This is a genomic window from Devosia sp., from assembly GCF_035944845.1.
GTDB lineage: Bacteria > Pseudomonadota > Alphaproteobacteria > Rhizobiales > Devosiaceae > Devosia_A.
This window is the reverse complement of record NZ_DASZAW010000120.1, coordinates 18,576-36,206: the sequence shown is the minus strand read 5'-3', so window position 1 is coordinate 36,206 and position 17,631 is coordinate 18,576. Positions and strand designations below refer to the sequence as shown.

18 protein-coding genes are annotated in these 17,631 nt (G+C 65.8%); 13 read left to right on the top strand and 5 right to left on the bottom strand.

The window, feature by feature from the left end:
- Positions 1-3: 3 nt before the first annotated feature.
- Positions 4-1,320, bottom strand: coding sequence for a vanadium-dependent haloperoxidase (locus VGV07_RS23940; RefSeq protein ID WP_326871240.1), 1,317 nt, complete (start codon positions 1,318-1,320; stop codon positions 4-6).
- 301 nt (positions 1,321-1,621) lie between these two features.
- On the opposite strand from VGV07_RS23940, the gene VGV07_RS23935 reads away from it, so the two are divergent.
- The 6 genes from VGV07_RS23935 (at position 1,622) to VGV07_RS23910 (ending at position 7,209) form a co-directional block, all read left to right on the top strand.
- Positions 1,622-2,665, top strand: a complete 1,044-nt coding sequence (locus tag VGV07_RS23935) for a substrate-binding domain-containing protein (protein WP_326871239.1) — start codon at positions 1,622-1,624, stop codon at positions 2,663-2,665.
- Between the two features lie 147 nt (positions 2,666-2,812).
- A complete protein-coding gene (locus VGV07_RS23930) occupies positions 2,813-4,216 on the top strand; it encodes a sugar ABC transporter permease (RefSeq protein WP_326871238.1) in 1,404 nt (467 codons plus the stop codon).
- 10 nt (positions 4,217-4,226) lie between these two features.
- Positions 4,227-5,039, top strand: coding sequence for an ATP-binding cassette domain-containing protein (locus VGV07_RS23925; protein WP_326871237.1), 813 nt, complete (start codon positions 4,227-4,229; stop codon positions 5,037-5,039).
- Between the two features lie 161 nt (positions 5,040-5,200).
- On the top strand, positions 5,201-5,833 hold the full coding sequence (locus tag VGV07_RS23920) for a GntR family transcriptional regulator (RefSeq protein ID WP_326871236.1): 633 nt from the start codon (positions 5,201-5,203) through the stop codon (positions 5,831-5,833).
- A gap of 369 nt (positions 5,834-6,202) precedes the next feature.
- On the top strand, positions 6,203-6,784 hold the full coding sequence (locus tag VGV07_RS23915) for a biotin transporter BioY (protein ID WP_326871235.1): 582 nt from the start codon (positions 6,203-6,205) through the stop codon (positions 6,782-6,784).
- Positions 6,784-7,209 carry a DUF1284 domain-containing protein gene (locus VGV07_RS23910; RefSeq protein WP_326871234.1) on the top strand — a complete coding sequence of 142 codons (426 nt, stop codon included), beginning with the start codon at positions 6,784-6,786 and terminating at the stop codon, positions 7,207-7,209. Before VGV07_RS23915 ends, VGV07_RS23910 begins: the two co-directional genes overlap by 1 nt.
- A 62-nt stretch (positions 7,210-7,271) precedes the next feature.
- Here VGV07_RS23910 and VGV07_RS23905 read toward each other — a convergent pair whose 3' ends face one another.
- Positions 7,272-8,009 (bottom strand): 3-hydroxybutyrate dehydrogenase, encoded by a 738-nt coding sequence (locus VGV07_RS23905; protein WP_326871233.1) that lies wholly within the window; start codon positions 8,007-8,009, stop codon positions 7,272-7,274.
- A complete protein-coding gene (locus tag VGV07_RS23900; RefSeq protein WP_326871232.1) occupies positions 8,009-8,599 on the bottom strand; it encodes a helix-turn-helix transcriptional regulator in 591 nt (196 codons plus the stop codon). The genes VGV07_RS23905 and VGV07_RS23900 overlap by 1 nt, the downstream gene beginning before the upstream one ends.
- Before the next feature lie 68 nt (positions 8,600-8,667).
- Between VGV07_RS23900 and VGV07_RS23895 the strand changes: the two genes are divergently transcribed.
- The gene (locus tag VGV07_RS23895) at positions 8,668-10,608 is read left to right on the top strand and encodes an acetoacetate--CoA ligase (RefSeq protein ID WP_326871264.1); all 1,941 of its coding nucleotides are present in this window, start codon (positions 8,668-8,670) and stop codon (positions 10,606-10,608) included.
- A complete protein-coding gene (locus tag VGV07_RS23890; protein WP_326871231.1) occupies positions 10,605-11,780 on the top strand; it encodes an acetyl-CoA C-acetyltransferase in 1,176 nt (391 codons plus the stop codon). The genes VGV07_RS23895 and VGV07_RS23890 overlap by 4 nt, the downstream gene beginning before the upstream one ends.
- Positions 11,781-12,005: 225 nt before the next feature.
- On the opposite strand, the gene VGV07_RS23885 is transcribed toward VGV07_RS23890, so the two are convergent.
- Positions 12,006-12,461 (bottom strand): MucR family transcriptional regulator, encoded by a 456-nt coding sequence (locus tag VGV07_RS23885; RefSeq protein ID WP_326871230.1) that lies wholly within the window; start codon positions 12,459-12,461, stop codon positions 12,006-12,008.
- A gap of 224 nt (positions 12,462-12,685) precedes the next feature.
- On the opposite strand from VGV07_RS23885, the gene VGV07_RS23880 reads away from it, so the two are divergent.
- The 4 genes from VGV07_RS23880 (at position 12,686) to VGV07_RS23865 (ending at position 16,804) form a co-directional block, all read left to right on the top strand.
- Positions 12,686-14,647: a BTAD domain-containing putative transcriptional regulator gene (locus VGV07_RS23880; RefSeq protein ID WP_326871229.1), complete on the top strand. Its 1,962-nt coding sequence runs from the start codon at positions 12,686-12,688 to the stop codon at positions 14,645-14,647.
- A 19-nt stretch (positions 14,648-14,666) separates the two neighbouring features.
- Positions 14,667-14,885: a hypothetical protein gene (locus VGV07_RS23875; protein ID WP_326871228.1), complete on the top strand. Its 219-nt coding sequence runs from the start codon at positions 14,667-14,669 to the stop codon at positions 14,883-14,885.
- A gap of 90 nt (positions 14,886-14,975) precedes the next feature.
- Positions 14,976-16,094 carry a YcaO-like family protein gene (locus VGV07_RS23870; protein WP_326871227.1) on the top strand — a complete coding sequence of 373 codons (1,119 nt, stop codon included), beginning with the start codon at positions 14,976-14,978 and terminating at the stop codon, positions 16,092-16,094.
- Entirely contained in the window at positions 16,091-16,804 is a 714-nt protein-coding gene (locus VGV07_RS23865; protein ID WP_326871226.1) for a TfuA-like protein, read from the top strand. The genes VGV07_RS23870 and VGV07_RS23865 overlap by 4 nt, the downstream gene beginning before the upstream one ends.
- On the opposite strand, the gene VGV07_RS23860 is transcribed toward VGV07_RS23865, so the two are convergent.
- Complete coding sequence (locus VGV07_RS23860) at positions 16,801-17,070, bottom strand: protein usg (RefSeq protein WP_326871225.1); 270 nt, start codon at positions 17,068-17,070, stop codon at positions 16,801-16,803. The two genes, VGV07_RS23865 and VGV07_RS23860, sit on opposite strands and share 4 nt — an antisense overlap.
- A gap of 169 nt (positions 17,071-17,239) precedes the next feature.
- Between VGV07_RS23860 and VGV07_RS23855 the strand changes: the two genes are divergently transcribed.
- Entirely contained in the window at positions 17,240-17,614 is a 375-nt protein-coding gene (locus tag VGV07_RS23855; RefSeq protein ID WP_326871224.1) for an iron chaperone, read from the top strand.
- Positions 17,615-17,631: the final 17 nt, after the last annotated feature.

The following is a 17,631-nucleotide window of genomic DNA, read 5'->3' as shown; positions in this document are numbered from 1 at the left end:
GTCCTACTTCCTCGTCTTGAGCGCGATGGTGTAGGCGGCAATGCAGCGGCCCTGCACCAGGCCGTCGGCGATGGCGGAGCGGAAGTGAATGCCGCCATAGAGGCGTGAGATGCCGGCCTCTTCGGCCGCCTCGTGGAAGCTGGCGTATTTGCGGGGGTTCCGGCCGTCGGGCGACCCGGTCTTGTCCTCGAACGCATAGTTCTCGCCGAAAAAGGCGGTCATCACAGCGTCCATGGCGCCGGACACCGTGCTGTGCCCGCTGGGATATTCCGGAAAAGGCGGCGTGTTGAGGATCGGCTCCCACTTCGGATCGATCACCTTTTTGATGTAGGTGATCGGCCGCACCAGATTGTAGACGAACTTGGCGTGCCAGCACCCGACAAAGGCATCGGACATGGCAATTCCCATGCGGGCAAGCAGGTCGACATTGTCGTCCAGCGACAGGTCGGCGCGCTCGGCCACCTGCAGCGCGATCGAAATCCAGTGCCCGGGCGGGGTCATCGACAGCATCGGGTCATCCGACCAGAAACGGGCGATCGCCGCCTGTTCCGGCGTGGCGTTCCTCACCACCTGGTAGACTTCGTCAGCCTCCTTGTAGAACTCCGAACCGGGGTCGGTACTGTAAGCCGGGTTGCCGGCAGTCGGGCAGGCGGCGCCGTCAGGCGTCGCAAAAGTGCGGTTGTTGCCCCATTGCGGCAACAACGGCAGCTGTTGCTGGCTGATCACGTTGGTGGGAACCCATTTGTCGTCGCCCTTGGGCAATTCGTACTCGTAAGGGAACCCCATGTTCGGCACGGTGGCGCCGCCGTCGTTCTGCGACCAGGCAAAGATCGCCGCCGCCATCGCCTTGCCGAACGCCTCGCTGCGCATGACCACGTCCTCGGGCACGCCTTCGACGGCCAGCGCCCGCCACTTGCTCTGCGCCCGGTTGATCGCCCGCTGGCCGGTGGGCCCGGTATTGCCGAAATAGAAGACGATGGCGTCCGACATGGCGGCGCTGATCACCACCGTTTCGTCGTAACTGACCCCGGCTTCACGCTGTGGCAACTGCTCGAGGCCATGCAACTGGCCGACCAGCGACGTGAGCTTGTCCGAACCGCCCACTGCCGCTTCGAAGGCAGTGATCCCCAGATAGGCGAACGACCGGCTGGCGACCGGCGGCGAGTAGGTCGCCGTATGCCGGACCAGTTCGTTCATCAGATAGTACCAATCCCTGAGGATGGCGCCGGGCGCCGGGCGCGCTTCGGCGAGCGCCCCCAGGCTCGCCGCGCACCACAACAGCACCGCCGCGCCAAACGCGGCAAGCCGGTGACCTCGCATGATTCCCCCAAAGTTCCGGCCGGCTGTTCCCTCGCCGTGCCGTCCTCCTGTGCGTTCTATTTCAACTGGCAAATGCCTGTTGGTCAATGCCTCAGCCAAAAGTCGGGATTGACGGAAAGCTGCATAAATATCCGCGACCGGCGGGATGCAGATTGACTTGCCCGTGAGGCTGATGCAGCGTCCGTGTGCGTACCTCACAGGCAAATCGACACAACAAGCTGCGGAACGACGGCGTGGTTTGTCTGGTCAGTGGTCGCAAAGTGCGCCGAGGGTTCCGCACGGGGTCTGGGAGGGCTCTGCAATGAAATTCAAGATTCTAACGCTGCTTGCCGGTGCTGTGCTGATCAGCGCCAGCTCTACTGCGGTCATGGCCGCAGGCAAGACCATCGCCGTGTCCTGGAAGACCTTCCAGGAAGAGCGCTGGAAGACCGACGAAGCGGCGATCAAGAAGGTGGTCGAGGCCGCCGGCGACACCTACCTGTCGACCGACGCGCAGGGCTCGGCGCAGAAGCAGGCCGCCGATATCGAGAGCCTGATCTCGCAGAAGCCGGACGTGATCCTCGTGGTCGCCTACGACTCCGACGCGATCCTGCCCTCGATCCAGAAGATCAGCGACGCCGGCATCAAGTCGATCGCCTATGACGTGCAGTTCGAGGATCCGAACGCGCTTTACATCACCTTCGACAATGTCGGCGTCGGCCGCATCATGGCCGAGGAAACGCTGAAGGTGAAACCCGAGGGCCGCTACGCCTTCATCAAGGGCGACAAGGGCGATCCAAACGCTACTTTCCTGTTCCAGGGAATGCAGGAAGTACTCAAGGACGCCCTCGCCAGCGGCAAGGTCACCAATGTCTGCGAGACCTTCACCGATGGCTGGAAGCCGGACAATGCCCAAAAGAACATGGAGCAGTGCCTGACCTCCACCAATAACGGCGTCGATGCCGTGCTGTCCGAGAACGACGGCATGGCTTCGGGTGTCGTCGCCGCCCTTGATGCGCAGGGCATGGCCGGCTCGGTTCCGGTCACCGGCCAGGATGGCGACCTCGCCGCCATCAACCGCGTGGCGCTCGGCACCCAGCTGGTGTCGATCTGGAAGAACTCAATCGACCTCGGCACCACTGCCGCCAATGCGGCGATCGCCTTGGCCGACGGCACCGACCCGACGGCGATCCAGGGCGTTGCCAAGTTCAGCGGCGGCAAGAATGGCGTCGAGATGAATGCCATCCTGCTCGCCCCGACCCCGATCACCAAGGAAAACATCCAAGTGGCGATCGATGCCGGCCACATCACCAAGGAACAGGCCTGCGCCGGCGTCGCCGCCGGCACGGTCCCGGCCTGCAACTGATCGGTCGGACCTGACCTGATGCTTACCGGCCGCGTCGCCTCATCGGTGGCGCGGCCTTCTCGTTCGGCGCATGCGAATGGCGCCGGGATTTATGGCGGGGCCAGGCCTCGCTGACCGCGGCCGCAACGATCGGCTGGAGGATGGGGCATGACTGAGCAATCAAACACCGGCGGCCCCGCGGCCAGCAATGAAGGCCTGCTGACGCGGCTGATCCGCGCCGCCGAGATCGATACGCGCATGCTCGGCATGCTTGCCGCCATGCTGGTGATCTGGGTCGGCTTCGACATCATCAGTTCGATCCTCCGGCCCGGCGGCGGCGGCCTGTTCGGCGGCTCCTTCCTCACCTCGCGCAACCTCTGGATCCTCCTGGTCCAGACCTCGGTGATCGCGGTGATGACCACCGGCATGGTGCTGGTCATCGTCCTGCGTCAGATCGACCTGTCGGTGGGTTCGATGCTGAGCGTCGTCGCGGTGGCGACCGGCGTGCTGCAGGTATTCGAACTGGGCCCCATGCTCGGCGTCGGCCATCCCGCCATCTGGATCATCGCGGTGGTGTTCGCCATCGTCCTTGGCGCCGCCATCGGCGCCTTCAATGGCGTACTGATCGCCTACGGCCAGATTCCGAGCTTCATCGTCACGCTGGGCGGGTTGATCGCCTTCAGCGGCGCCGCTTTCCTCATTGCCAGCGGCGTTACCGTCGCGCCGATGGACAAGACCTTCAAGCTGATCGGCGGCAACGGTCCGGCGGCTTCTATCGGTCCGGTCTGGAGTTGGGCGCTGGCCGCCGTCGCCTGCATCGGCATCGGCCTTGCGGTGGTCGCCGGCCGGCGGCGCCGGCTGACTTTCAACTTCAAGCCCAAGCCGGTCTGGGCCGAAATCCTCAGCGTCGTCGTCGGCTGCGCCGCAGTGCTCGGCACCACCGCCGTGGTCAACTCCTACCTCTACCCACCCCGCGTTGCCGAGCGCTTCGCGCTCGACAACAAGATTCCCATTCCGCCCGGGGTCGAGGACAAGGCCGGGCAAGCGATCTGCCAGGCGGCGGACAAGGTTGTCAGCTGCGTGGACGGCCTGACCTTCCAGACCGGCTATCCGATCCCGGTGCTGGTCATGCTCGCAGTGGGCCTGGTGATGACCTTCGTCGCCCGCCGCACCCGTTTCGGCCGCTACGTCTTCGCTACCGGCGGCAACCCCGAGGCAGCCGAACTCGCCGGCGTCAACACCAAGCGGCTCACCGTCATGGTGTTCACCCTGATGGGCGCACTGGTCGGCATTTCGGCGATCATCGCTTCGGCCCGCCTCGATGCCGCCACCACCGCGCTCGGCACGCTCAACGAACTCTATGTGATTGCTGCGGCGGTGATCGGCGGCACCTCGCTGGCCGGCGGCATCGGCACCATCTATGGCGCGATCCTCGGCGCGTTGCTGATGCAGTCGCTGCAGTCGGGCATGGCGCTGCTCAACGTCGACTCCGCCTATACCAACATCGTGGTCGGCATCGTGCTGGTGCTCGCCGTATTTGTCGACCAGATCTATCGTCGTCGCGTCAAGTAAGGAGGCATAGATGACCACCGAGCCCATCTCCGCCGACACCGCCTCCCATGCCGCTCCGCTGGTCGAGATGGACGATATCTCGATCGCCTTCGGCGGCATCAAGGCGGTCGACCATGCCTCGATCGATCTCTATCCGGGCGAGGTGGTAGGCCTGCTCGGCCACAACGGCGCCGGCAAATCGACGCTGATCAAGGTGCTGTCGGGCGCTTACAAGCGCGATTCGGGCGCCATCCGCATCGACGGGCGGGACGCCGACATTGCCAATCCGCGCGACGCCAAGGCCTTCGGCATCGAGACCATCTACCAGACCCTGGCGCTGGCCGATAACGTCGACGCCGCCGCGAACCTCTATCTGGGGCGCGAGTTGCGCACCCGCTGGGGCACGCTCGACGACATCGCCATGGAGGCCGAATGCCGCAAGGTGATGGGCCGGCTGAACCCCAATTTCCGCCGCTTCAAGGAACCGGTGAAATCGCTCTCCGGCGGCCAGCGACAGTCGGTCGCCATCGCCCGGGCGATCCACTTCAATGCCCGAATCCTGATCATGGACGAGCCTACCGCGGCGCTGGGCCCGCAGGAGACCGCGCAGGTCGGCGAACTGATCAAGCAGCTCAAGGCCCAGGGCATCGGCATCTTCCTGATCAGCCACGACATCCACGACGTGTTCGACCTCGCCGACCGCGTGACGGTGATGAAGAACGGCCGGGTGGTCGGCACGGCGCGGGTCGCCGACGTCACCAAGGACGAGGTGCTGGGCATGATCATACTCGGCAAATGTCCGCCCGGCGCTATTCCCGGCCCGGGGGCGATCAACAGCGCGTAGGGTTTCATGGTTTCCGTGACGGTGAGACATGGTGTTTCGGCACCTACCGATAGCATTCCCGCGTAGGCGGCAACCCGGGTGGGATGCTTCGGCTCTCCGCTGAGGCTCCAGCGGCATCCGCACGGTAGCCATCCCCCGGCCAATCAATTATCTATAAAATCATGACCACCGCCAAAGACGATCCCGTTTCGGTCCGGATCAGCCGCGCGCTGGCCGAGCGGATCATCGCTGGCGCCATTGAGCCCGGCACCCGCCTGCGGCAGGACCATATCGCCGAAGAATTCGGCGCCAGCCACGTGCCGGTGCGCGAGGCCTTCCGCCTGCTCGAGGCACAGGGGTTGGTGGTGAGCGAACCGCGACGCGGCGTACGCGTTGCCGGTTTCAGCCTCGAGGAAGTGCGGGAAGTCGCCGAGATGCGCGCGGCGCTCGAAGTGCTGGCGCTTCGTCAGGCCGGCCCGCATTTGACCAAGGCGATCCTCGCAGAGGCCGAAGCCATCAGCAAGGCCGGCGACAAAGCCAGCGACGTGCAGGCCTGGGAGGAGGCGAACCGGGCCTTTCACCGGCTGATCATCAGTCCTTGCGGCATGCCGCGCCTGCTCAAGACCATCGACGATCTGCACAGCGCCAGCGCCCGCTTCCTGTTCTCTGGCTGGCGCGCCGAATGGGAGGCGCCCACCGATCGCGATCACATGGCGATCCTCGCCGCCTTGCGCGGCGGCGAGATCGAAACCGCGGCCTCGGTGCTGGCGCGCCACGTCCGCTGGAGCGGCCAGGAGCCCGGAAACCGGCGCTGAGGAAAGTGGCCGCATTTGCTCGGCCCTAGATCTCTCTCGTCGTTGGCTGGGGGACGGTCCACTGCTTCGGTGGCTCAGTCACAGGTGCTTCCCCACCCACGGTGTCACCCCGGCGGAGGCCGGGGCCCATCCTGAGATGGCGAGGGACTTGCGCAAGAGCCGCCACATCACAGGATGGGTCCCGGCCTTCGCCTGGATGACAACGGGTTTGGGGTGCTGTGCGGTGACGAACTCACCAATGGGCGCTGCCTCAAAGCAGGATGAACCGCTCAACTTAGCGCGTCGCCCCTTGCAAATCCCGCCGAGCTGTGGACTCCTTTAGCGATAGATAACACAGATTATCTATAATTTCTCGCAAGGAGCTCCTTCGTGTCCAATGCCGCCTCCCTGACCTCTGCCTTCAGCCCGCTCGACCTCCAGAGCCGTCCGCTCGCCTGGCGGGTCGGGGCGGTGGTGCTTGGCACGCTGTTCCTGACCCTTTCGTCCTATGTCGAAGTGCCGATGGTGCCGGTGCCGGTGACCATGCAGACCTTCGCCGTGATGCTGGTCGGTGCGCTCTATGGCTGGCGGCTCGGCGCCATCACCATCATCGCCTGGCTCGCCGAGGCCGCCGTCGGGCTGCCGGTGCTGTCGGGCGGCGCAGCGGGCGCACATCACTTCGTCGGCCCGACCGCCGGTTACCTGTTCGCCTTCCCGGTGGCTGGAGCAGTCGTCGGCTGGCTGGCCGAACGCGGCTGGAACGGCCGCCGTCCGGCACTGGCCTTTGTCAGCATGCTGCTCGGCAATGCGCTTTGCCTCGGGCTCGGCGCCGCGTGGCTCGCCACGCTGTTCGGCGCCGAAGTCGCCTGGACCAGCGGCGTCGCGCCGTTCCTCGTCGGCGGCGTGCTGAAATCGGTACTCGGCGCCGCTCTGCTGGCGCTGCTGGCGCGCGGCAAGACCCGTGCTGCCTGATGACGATCAGGCTGCGCCCGCATCACCTGCTCTGCCTGCTGACCTATGTCGGCAAGGGGTACAATGCGGCGTTCACCGCCAACTACGACGCCATCGCCGCCCGCATCGGCGCTGGCGAAGACTTGCTGATCGTCGCCGGGCCGGACGATATCTGCGCCCCGCTGCTTGCTGATGCCGATCCGCACTGCCACCGCGACAGCGTCATCGAACGCGACCGGCTGGCGCTGCGCGATCTCGGCGAGTTGCTCGAGACGCCGCCGCAGTTGGGCAGGTCGGTGGTGCTCGAGCCAGCGGTCCTGAAGCAGATGCGCGAAGCTTTCACCACCGGCCGCACCCGCGCCGCCTGTATCGGCTGCGAGTGGCACGGGCTGTGTACCGGCATCGCGGCACGCAGCTATGCCGGGGTGGTGATCTCGTCCAAATGAGCGCGCAGTCGGCGCACCCTCTCCCGCTTGCGGGGGAGGGAATCCGACTGCACCATCTGCGCCTACCGCGCCGTCCACCCGCCATCGATCGCAATCGTCGTCCCCGTGATCGAGCGCGCCGCATCGCTGGCCAGATACCCCGCCAACCCCGCCACTTCCTCCGCCTCGACGAACCGGCGCGTCGGCTGCGAAGCCAGCATGATCTCGCGGATCACTGCGTCGCGGCCGAGGCCGTGCACCTGCATCTGATCCTCGATCTGCTTTTCGACCAGTGGGGTACGGACATAGCCGGGGCAGATGGCGTTGGCGGTGACGCCGGCTTCCGCCACTTCCAGCGCCACGCTCTTGGTCAGGCCGACGAGGCCGTGCTTGGCGGCGACGTAGGCGGATTTGAATGGCGAGGCGACCAGCCCGTGTGCCGAGGCAATGTTGATGATGCGGCCCCAGCCGCGCTTGACCATGCCCGGCACTGCCGCCTTGATGCACTCGAACGAGGCATCGAGGCTGAGGCTGCGCACCAGATCCCAGTCGGCGCGGGCAAACTCGGCGATGGCGGAAACCTTCTGCGCGCCGGCATTATTGACCAGCACGTCGAGCCGGCCATAACGGGCGACGACCTCGGCAACCAGTTGCTCCCCAGCCCCCTCCTCTGTGAGATCGGTGCGGAAATAGTCATCGGCCACGCGCTCGACCACGTCGTGCCGGGCGACGCGGAACCCGTCGGCACTGAGCCGCGCCGAGATGGCCGAGCCGATGCCGCCCAATGCGCCGGTGACCAGCGCCGTCTTCTGTTCGGCCATCAGCCTTCCCTCTCGTTGAACCACGCCATCAGCTCGGCGCCGTTACGCACCCCGATGGTCTTCATCAGCCGGGCGCGATGCGCCTCGACCGTCCGTCGCGACAGCGTTAGCTCGACGGCGATTTCGCCGCTGGTGCGGCCCTGCGCCACCAGCATCAGGATCTGGCGCTGCCGGCCGGTGAGCACGTGCTCGGTCGGCAGGATGCCGCGCTGCATCGGCTCGAAGCAGTAGATCGCCTCGGCAAACGGGTCGTCCGGCGTATTGGAGCGGCCATGCACGCGGCACCACAGCGTGCTGCCATCCTTGCGGCGCATTACCCGCTCGTCGAAATAGATGGCTCCCGCGGCGAGGTGGCTGCGCCACAGCTCGCCCACTCGCACGAAGTCGCCGACATCCTGGTACAGCTGCCGGAAACTGGCGCCGAGCATCTCGGCGCGGTCATAGCCGAACAGCGCCGCGAACGGGGCGTTGCAGTCCCTGATGATGCGATGGGCGGCGAACACGATGGGCACCGGAATATCGGCGAGCGAGTAGCCGAAGCCTGCCGCACCGGGGTCGACCTTGCCAAGACGGGGAGGGAGAGGGTGCATAGAGTAGAAATACGACTCCTTGTCGAGACGGCACAAGCAATAGCGTCGCCTCAAAACGGGAGGGTGAAATTCTCTGGCAGATGGATCCGGCGCGCCAGCGCGCCACCTTGCTGTGGCAGTTCAGTGAACGGACCCGCGCCAGCCACGGCTGCGCGCCCGACGATTACCGGGGGCTGCACCGCTGGTCGATTACCGAGCGCGGTGCGTTCTGGAGCGCCGTGTGGGATTTCTGCGGCGTAATCGGCGACAAGGGCGAGCGGCAGGTCATCGATGGCGAGCTGATGCCCGGTGCGCGGTTCCTGCCCGATGCGACGCTGAACTTCGCCGAGAACCTGCTGCGGCTCGAGGGGCGGACCGATGCCGTTGTCTTCCGTGACGAGGCCGGCGCGCGCCGGAGCTGGAGCTGGGACGAGCTGCACCAGACGGTGTCCCGCATGCAGCAGGCGCTGCTGGGGCTCGGCATCGGCCAGGGCGACCGCGTCGCCGGGATGTTGCCCAACATGCCCGAGACCGTGGCGATGATGCTGGCAACCGCATCGATCGGCGCGGTGTGGTCGTCCTGCTCTCCGGATTTCGGGCCGCGCGGCGTGCTCGACCGCTTCGCCCAGATCAGCCCAAAGCTGTTCGTCACGGTTGATGGCTACAAATATAACGGCAAGCTCATCGATATCGGCCCGACCATTGCCGAGGTGGCGGCGGCACTGGCGCCGGCCCGGACCGTGGTGATCGACCTGCTCGGCCGTGCCACCGACAGCGCGGCGCGCATCGATGGAGGCGTGACGCTGGAATCCTTCCTCGCGCCCTTCTCCGCCGAACCGGTGCGCTTCGCGCGACTGCCATTCAACCACCCGCTGTTCATCCTGTTCTCGTCCGGCACCACCGGCAAACCAAAATGCATCGTCCACTCGGCCGGCGGCACGCTGCTGCAGCATTTGAAGGAACACCGGCTGCACTGCGACGTGCACGAGGGCGACCGGGTATTCTACTTCACCACCTGCGGCTGGATGATGTGGAACTGGCTGGCCTCGGCGCTGGCCTGCGGCGCAACGCTTTGCCTCTATGATGGCTCGCCCTTCCACCCCGCACCGGTGCAACTGTTCGATTATGCGGAACAGGAGCGCTTCACCCTGTTCGGCACGTCGGCGCGCTACCTCGACTCAGTGCGCAAGCTCGCGCTGAAGCCGATCGAGACGCATGATCTCACCTCGGTACGCGCCATCCTCTCCACCGGTTCGCCGCTGGCGGCGGATTGCTTCGACTACGTCTATGCCAACGTGAAGGCCGACGTGCATCTCGCCTCGATCTCGGGCGGCACCGACATCGTCTCGTGCTTTGTGCTCGGCGTGCCGACCCTGCCGGTATGGCGCGGCGAGATCCAGGCACCGGGGCTCGGCCTCGCCGTCGACGTGTTCGACGAGAACGGGGTGCAGATAGCCACCGGCAAAGGCGAGCTGGTATGCCGGGCGCCCTTCCCCTCGATGCCGCTCGGCTTCTGGAACGATCCGGACGGCTCGCGCTATCGCGCCGCCTATTTCTCGCGGTTTCCGGGCGTTTGGGCCCATGGCGATTATGCCGAACCGACCGCGCACCAGGGCATCATGATCCATGGCCGCTCCGATGCGACGCTCAACCCCGGCGGCGTGCGCATCGGCACCGCCGAAATCTATGCGGTTGTGGAAGAACTGCCCGAAGTCGACAGCGCGCTCTGCATTGGCCAGGAATGGGAAAACGACACTCGGGTGGTGCTGTTCGTCAAGCTGGCGCCTGGGACAGTACTCGACGAGGCCCTCAGGCTCAGGATCCGCCACGCCATCCGCAGCGGCGCCAGTCCACGCCATGTGCCGGCCAAGCTGATTGCCGTGGCCGACCTGCCCCGTACCCGTTCAGGCAAGCTGACCGAACTGGCGGTGCGCGACGTGGTGCATGGTCGTCCGGTCCGCAATGTCGAGGGGCTCGCCAACCCAGAAGCCCTGAAGCTGTTCGAGAACCTCGCGGAGCTCAGCACATGACCAACCCCGTTCACATCGTCGCGGCCCGCCGTACCCCGATCGGACGCTTCGTCGGCAGCTTCGCCGAGCTCAGCGCGACCGAACTGGGCGCCGTCGCCGTGCGGCGATTGCTGGCCGACAGCGGCGTCGATCCTGCCGCCATCGATGAGGTGATCATCGGCCAGGTGCTGACGGCAGGCGCCGGCATGAACCCGGCCCGCCAGACGGCACTCGAAGCTGGCCTGCCGATCGGCGTGCCGGCCTTCACCGTCAACAAGGTCTGCGGTTCCGGGCTGAAGGCCATTCACCTGGGTGCACAGGCGATCGGCGCGGACGATGCCGAGTTGATCGTCGCCGGTGGCCAGGAAAGCATGACGCAGGCACCGCACCTGCTCGCCGGACGCCGCGCCAGCAAGCTGGGCGACATCGCGGCCGTCGACAGCATCATGGTCGATGGTCTCGTCGACGCCTTCAACCACGTCGCCATGGGGATCACCGCCGAGCGGCTGGCGACAAGGTTCGGCATCAGTCGTGAGGCGCAGGACAGCTTCGCGCTGGCCTCGCACCAGAAGGCCGTCGCTGCGGCCGCCGCCGGCCGGTTCGAGCGCGAGATCGCACCGGTGACCATCACTGAGCGACCCCAGACCCGGCACGTTGGCGTCGACGAGCAGCCCCGCGCCGACAGCACCCTGGCGGCGCTCACGAAGCTGAAGCCGGCCTTCGACGCCGCGGGCAGCGTGACCGCCGGCAACGCTGCCAGCCTCAACGACGGCGCGGCCTCGGTGCTGCTGGCCTCGGAGGCGAGGGCGGTTCAACTGGGGCTCACCTCACTTGGACGCATCGCCGCCTGCGCCTCGGCTGCGCTGGAGCCGATGGAGATGGGGCTGGGCGCCGCGACGGCAGCGCAGCGCGCGCTGGACAAGGTCGGCTGGCGCTCGGCCGATCTCGATCTGATCGAGCTCAACGAAGCCTTCGCAGCGCAGGCGCTTGCTGTGATCAAGGTGATGGATTGGGACCTCGAGCGGCTCAACGTCAATGGCGGCGCCATTGCGCTCGGCCACCCGATCGGCGCTTCCGGCTGCCGCGTCGTGGTCACGCTGCTGCACGAGATGCAGCGGCGCAATGCCCGGCGCGGCCTCGCCACGCTTTGTATCGGTGGCGGCCAGGGCGTCGCCATCTGCATCGAACGATAAGGGCGCCGGCTGACATCTGGCTGACAGCGTGCATAACGCCGGCGTCACGAAGCCGGGCCTAAAAGGTATGATGCATAGGAAATTCGGGTCCTGTGCCCTGCTGCCCCCTCCCCCACCAAGCGGAGGGGGCAGTTTTTGATTGCCGGGGGTTCGCGCCAACGCGAATCCACGGAACGAAAACCGGCGCACAAAGCGCCGGTTTTGTGTAGTCTCTCGCCGGTGATGTCAGGAAACGATCTTGGCGCGCCCGCGGGCTGCCGTCGCTTTGGGCTTGCGGCCGAGACCAATGGTCTTGGCGAGGCGCGAACGCGCCTCCGAGTAGGTCGGCGCCACCATCGGATAATCCACCGGCAGACCCCACTTCGCCCGATACTCCTCCGGCGACATGTCGTATTCGGTCCTGAGGTGCCGCTTCAACGACTTGAATTTCTTACCATCTTCCAGGCAGATCAAGTAGTCCGGCGTAATCGATTTCTTCACCGGAACTGCCGGCCTGAGCTCCACCACTGCTTCCGGCTCGGGCGCACCGCCCAGGCCACTCAGCGTTGCATGCACGGTAGCGATCAACTTGGGAATGTCGCTGGCGCTCAGTGCGTTATGACTCACATAGGCGCTGACGATGTCGGCGCTCAGTTCGATGAGTTGGGAACCTCTGGCGTCCGCGATTGCTGCTGCAGCCAAGTTCGATGTTCCTGATTCCATTCGTCCCTCGATATTGTTGCCTAGGTTTCGGGTCCTATATGCGGGACACTGCGGCCCACCCTCCGCGCCTCCTCGCAGTTATTATGCTAGCGCTTCGCGCATGGGTAGCTTACTTCAACGCGTTATCTAGCCGTTACGTCGCTACGCTTTGCCCTTTACTTCGTCAAGTAAACTTCCACCAATTTCGTCGGATCAACTGAGCAATGCCGATCACTTCTATGCGTGAAACGGTCACCCTGCAGCTTTTGGGGACCCCGGTCCTCCGCTTGGCGGATGGTTCGGCAGTAAAGCTGCGCCAAAAGGCCTATGCCCTTGCAGCTGTGCTGTATCTTGACTTTTCCAACCGGGCGCGACGGTCGGCTTTGGCAGAGCGGACCTGGGAAAGCAGCACCGCCGAACAGGCGATGACCAATTTGCGGCAAACCCTGCTGCATACGCGTGAACTCGAGGGCAAATACGGGTTCGACTTGTTCGACGCCGACGCCACTGAAATAGAGCTCAATCGAGACGTGGTGCTCGATCTGCGCGAGATCGGCCGGGTCCGCAGTGCCGAAGACGCGTCAGAACTCGAGCGGCTGATCGGACTTTATCGCGGCGAACTCTTGGCGGGCATCAGCGGCGTCGGCAACGAGTTCGATCAATGGGTGGCGCTCGAACGCACTCGCATCGAGAATCAGTTCGCCACCCAGGCGACCGAAGCTGCGCTGCGCATCGGCGGTCGCGGCGCCCATGCGGCGCTGTTCCGCCTCGCCGAGCGCCTGCCCTATTCCGACGTGGTGTGCCGCGCCACGGTCGAACTGTTCCGCTCCGAGAACAACGAGAGCGGCGCCCGCGCCGCCTTCGCGGCGTTCCGCAACCGGCTGCGACATGGCCTTGGCATGGAGCCGGCGGCGGAAACCGCCGACCTGTTCGGGGCCGAAGGAGATGCCGCAACTCCCGCACAGCCGAGGGGCATAGAGCGCCGTCGGCCGACCGGCGACGAAGACCGCGCCCGCGTGAGCTTCGTGCCGCGCGTCGTACTGCTGCCGCCGCTGCAGGATTTCAAGCAAGCGAGCATTCCCAAGCACCTGGCGCCGGCGCTGGTGGAGGACGTGACCATCGGCCTGTCCCGGCTGAAGACGCTGTCGGTGATCGCCCCGCACACCGCCTGGCAGCTCGATCCGTTCACCGCGCTCGATGAGGTGCGGGCGCACCAGATCGATTACGCCGTCGAAAGCCGCATCGCCCCGCATTTCGCCGGCGACGGGCTGTCTCTCGCCATCCGCCTGGTGCGTGCCGCCGGACGCGAGATCGTCTGGGCCGACAAGTTCGCCTTTTCGGCGCTGACCGCCCCGGAGCGCTATTGGGACTTCACCAACGGCGTGGCGCGCGCTCTCGCCGAATCGATCGAGACGGCCGAGCTGCAGCGCGAGCGCACCCTGCGCGATGCCAATGCCTATTCGCATTACCTCGCCGGGCGGCAGAACCTCAGGACTTTCGATCTGCCCAAGATCCGGCGCGGCCGCAAGTCGCTGCGCATCGCCCGTGATATCGAACCCGAACAGGCATCGATCGAGAGTGCGCTGGCCCGCTCCTATGTGGTGGAATGGGTGCTGCGCTCAGGCTCGGACAAGGCCCTGCTCGACAAGGCGAAGCTGCATGCCGAGCGCGCCGTGTCGATCGACCCCAATGACGGCACGGCCTATCGCGAGCTGGGCCGCGTCGCGCTGTTCGACCGTGACCTCGACCAGGCGCTCGTCCACATGTCGACGGCCGCCGAACTGGCGCCGAACCATGCCGACATCCTCGCCGACTATGCCGACACCCTGGCCCACAACTCCAACCACCGCGAGGCCCAGGACAAGATCGAGGCGGCCATGCGGCTCAATCCGATCCCTCCCGACGAGTACCTGTGGACGCTGGGCGGCATTAACTTCTTTCGCGGGCGCTTCGAGGAGGCGCTGGTCAACCTCGGCCAGATGCGCAATCCGGAACCTGCCTATCGCCTGATGGCCGCCGCCGCGGCCATGGCCGGGCAAATGGAGCTGGCTCGCCGCTATCGGTTGCAAGCGCTTAGATTGCAACCGGATTTCACAACCTCTCGTTGGCTATCCCGAGTGCCACAGCGCGATCCCTCTGATGTCGATCTGTATATAGACGCATTGCACAAGGCCGGTTTCAAGTAGGCCGCAAGGAGATGTACTTATGCGTTACGTGATCATCGGACAGAAAGACTCTGAGCAGCTGCTGGTTGTCGACACCCAGCTGATGACTGTGACCCCCGTTGACCAGGACAGTGTGGTTCCGGCCAACGTTCGCTCCGCACTGCAGTCCGGCAACGCTCTCGTTGACGGTATCGATATCGCCGTGGCTGCCGGCAATCGCGCCGATGGCAGCGGCGCCTGGTTCTACACCTCCAAATAAATCTTGCTTCTCGGAGCCCAGCTCCGCCCGGCGGCCGACCCGGCTCCAGGCGGCACTCGAAATCCCGCGGCCCTGCTGCGGGATTTGTCGTTGCATTTTGCCGATCTCGGCATCACCCGACTGGCGCGCCAGACCGGCCTCGATCGCCTCGGCATCCCCTGCTACGCGGCGATCCGGCCCAACTCGGCGACGCTCGCCACACACCAGGGCAAAGGCATCGACGACCTGTCGGCACAGATCTCCGCGGTGATGGAAGCCGCCGAATACGCCATCGCCGAGGCGCCGCAAACGCCGCAGCGAGTTCTAAGCGTCGCCGAGGCGCGATCCCTGGGCTTCGAACTGCTCGACGTCACCCACCTGCTGCCGCGCGGCGCAGTGATCGACGAGACCGCGTCGCTGCGCTGGGTCGAGGGATATGCGCTCGCCACCGGCGCGCCGGTGCTGGTGCCCTATGATGCCGTGGTGCTTGGCACCGCGCCCCGCGATTTCGTCGGCCTGCAGCAATCGACCAACGGCATCGCCGCCGGCACGGACCTCTCCGGCGCCATCCTCCACGGCTTGTGTGAAGTGATCGAGCGCGATGCGGTGTGCCTGTGGAGCTACAAGCCCGATGCCGCTGCCCAGGCCAGCGCCGTCGCCCCGGCGGACTTTGCCGATCCCACGATCGATGCGCTCGTCGACAAGATCACCCGCGCCGGCTTCAGGCTGCGGCTGTTCGACCAGACCACCAATATCGGTGTGCCGGTGATCTACGCCGCCTTGTTTCCCGCCGATGGCGCGGACAAGCATTTCGACCTGACTACCGGCGCCAGTTGCCACCCGGTGGCCGCTATCGCGGCCCGCCGTGCCATCGTCGAGGCGGCGCAGACGCGCATCACCAATATTGCCGGCGCCCGCGACGATATTGTCGACGACGAGTACGATCAGGCCCTCGGTCGCAGCATCGCGGTACTGACTGAGGATATGCCGGCCACTCGCGCAGCCCCCGGCGGCCTGCCGGCGGACAGCAGCGAGGACGCCCTGATCGCGGCGCTCGAAGCCGGGCTTGCCAAAGCCGGCCTCAAGCGCGTCGTGGTCATTCCGCTCGGTGGCCAGCAGTTCGGCATCGAGGTTGCCAAAATCTATGTTCCCGGTCTCGAAGACCGGCTCACCAATGCCAACTGGCGCCCGGGTCCGCGCGCCACGGCTGCCATGCTGGGGTTCCTGTGAAAGTCCTGTTCGCCGGCCCCTCGCTCTCCGGGCAAGACTATGATCGCAGCGGGATCGAGGTCCGCCCGCCGGCCCGGAAGGGCGACCTCTACCGCGCGGTATGCGATGGCGCCGATGCCATCGGGCTGGTCGATGGGGTGTTCGGGTTCGTGGCCTCGGTCTGGCACAAGGAGATCCTGTTCGCGCTGAAGCAGGGCATCCCGGTGCTCGGCGCCGCCTCGATCGGGGCGCTGCGCGCGGCGGAATGCGCGGCCTATGGCATGGTGCCGGTAGGGCCGATCGCCGAGAGCTATGCAACCGGCGCCCGTGGCGAGGATGCCGATGTCTGCCTGGCACACGCCCCGGCGGAGCTCGACTTCATGCCGCTGAGCGAGCCGCTGGTCGATGCCGAGGCGACGATCGCTGTCATGGACCTGACGCCCGCCGAGGCCATCGCCCTGCGGCTCGCCGCCAATGCGCTCTATTTCGCCGATCGCACAGTCGATGCAATGGTCGCCGCCGCCGGTCTCGACCCAACTTTTGCCGACCGCTACCGCATGGCGCGCGTCCGGGCCAAGACTGCCGACGCGCTGCTGCTGGTCGAACGGCTCCGGTCCTTGCCACCGGGTCGCGACCCGATCCCCGAGTGGGCGTTCGTCGAGTCCGAACCCTGGCGCCTCTATCTGGGCGAACTCCACCAGGCGGCAGGCCGGGCCGAAACCGCAGCCTAGTGGATCCGGGCGCTGCCGAGCCCCCGCAGTTCCACCGGGTGGATCAGCCGGGCATGCGCCACGGTCACCGAGTGCAGCGGCCCTTCGATCTTTGCTTCCCAGAAAGCCAGGAACTTTCTGAGGCTCGGGAACTGCGGGAACACGTCATATTGCTGCCAGACGAAATCCTGCAGCAGCTCGAGATGATCAGGCACGCGATAGATGATCTGTGCGGTCGTGAGGCCGAAACCTTCCGTGTCGGTCTCGGGGCGGGTCAACAGCGACATCAGGCACCTCCGATGGGCGGGCGACCGGATGAGCATGAGGCGAAATCGCCCGCATGCCAACAGCGTGACACGAATAGTTTAACGATTTCAATCGCATAGCAGCAACCACCAGAGAGTGCTGACAGCGCTCTTGCCGCCGTGCGAGGCTATGGTGCGAGGGGGAACAGCCATGACATCGCCAATGCCCGAGACCACAAGTGCCTTCCTCACTGCCCTGCCCGTGGCGCAGCGGCAGGCGCTGGAACACCTGCGGCAGGTGATCATCGCCGCAGCGCCGAACGCCGAAGAGTATGTCGGCTATGGCATCCCGGCGTTTCGGCAGGATGGGGCGCTGGTATCGTTCGGCGCCGCCAAGGCGCATTGCGCTTTCTATGTACAGAGCCCGGCAGTGATGGAGGCCTATGCGACCGAACTGGCCGGGCTCGATACCTCGAAGGGCACGGTGCGCTTCGCGCCGGAGCGTCCGCTCCCCGACGAGTTGGTGATCCGGCTGGTACAGGCGCGGCTTGCCGAGAATGCAGCGCGCAAGGCGAAGAAGCGATAGACTGGATCCGCGGCCAG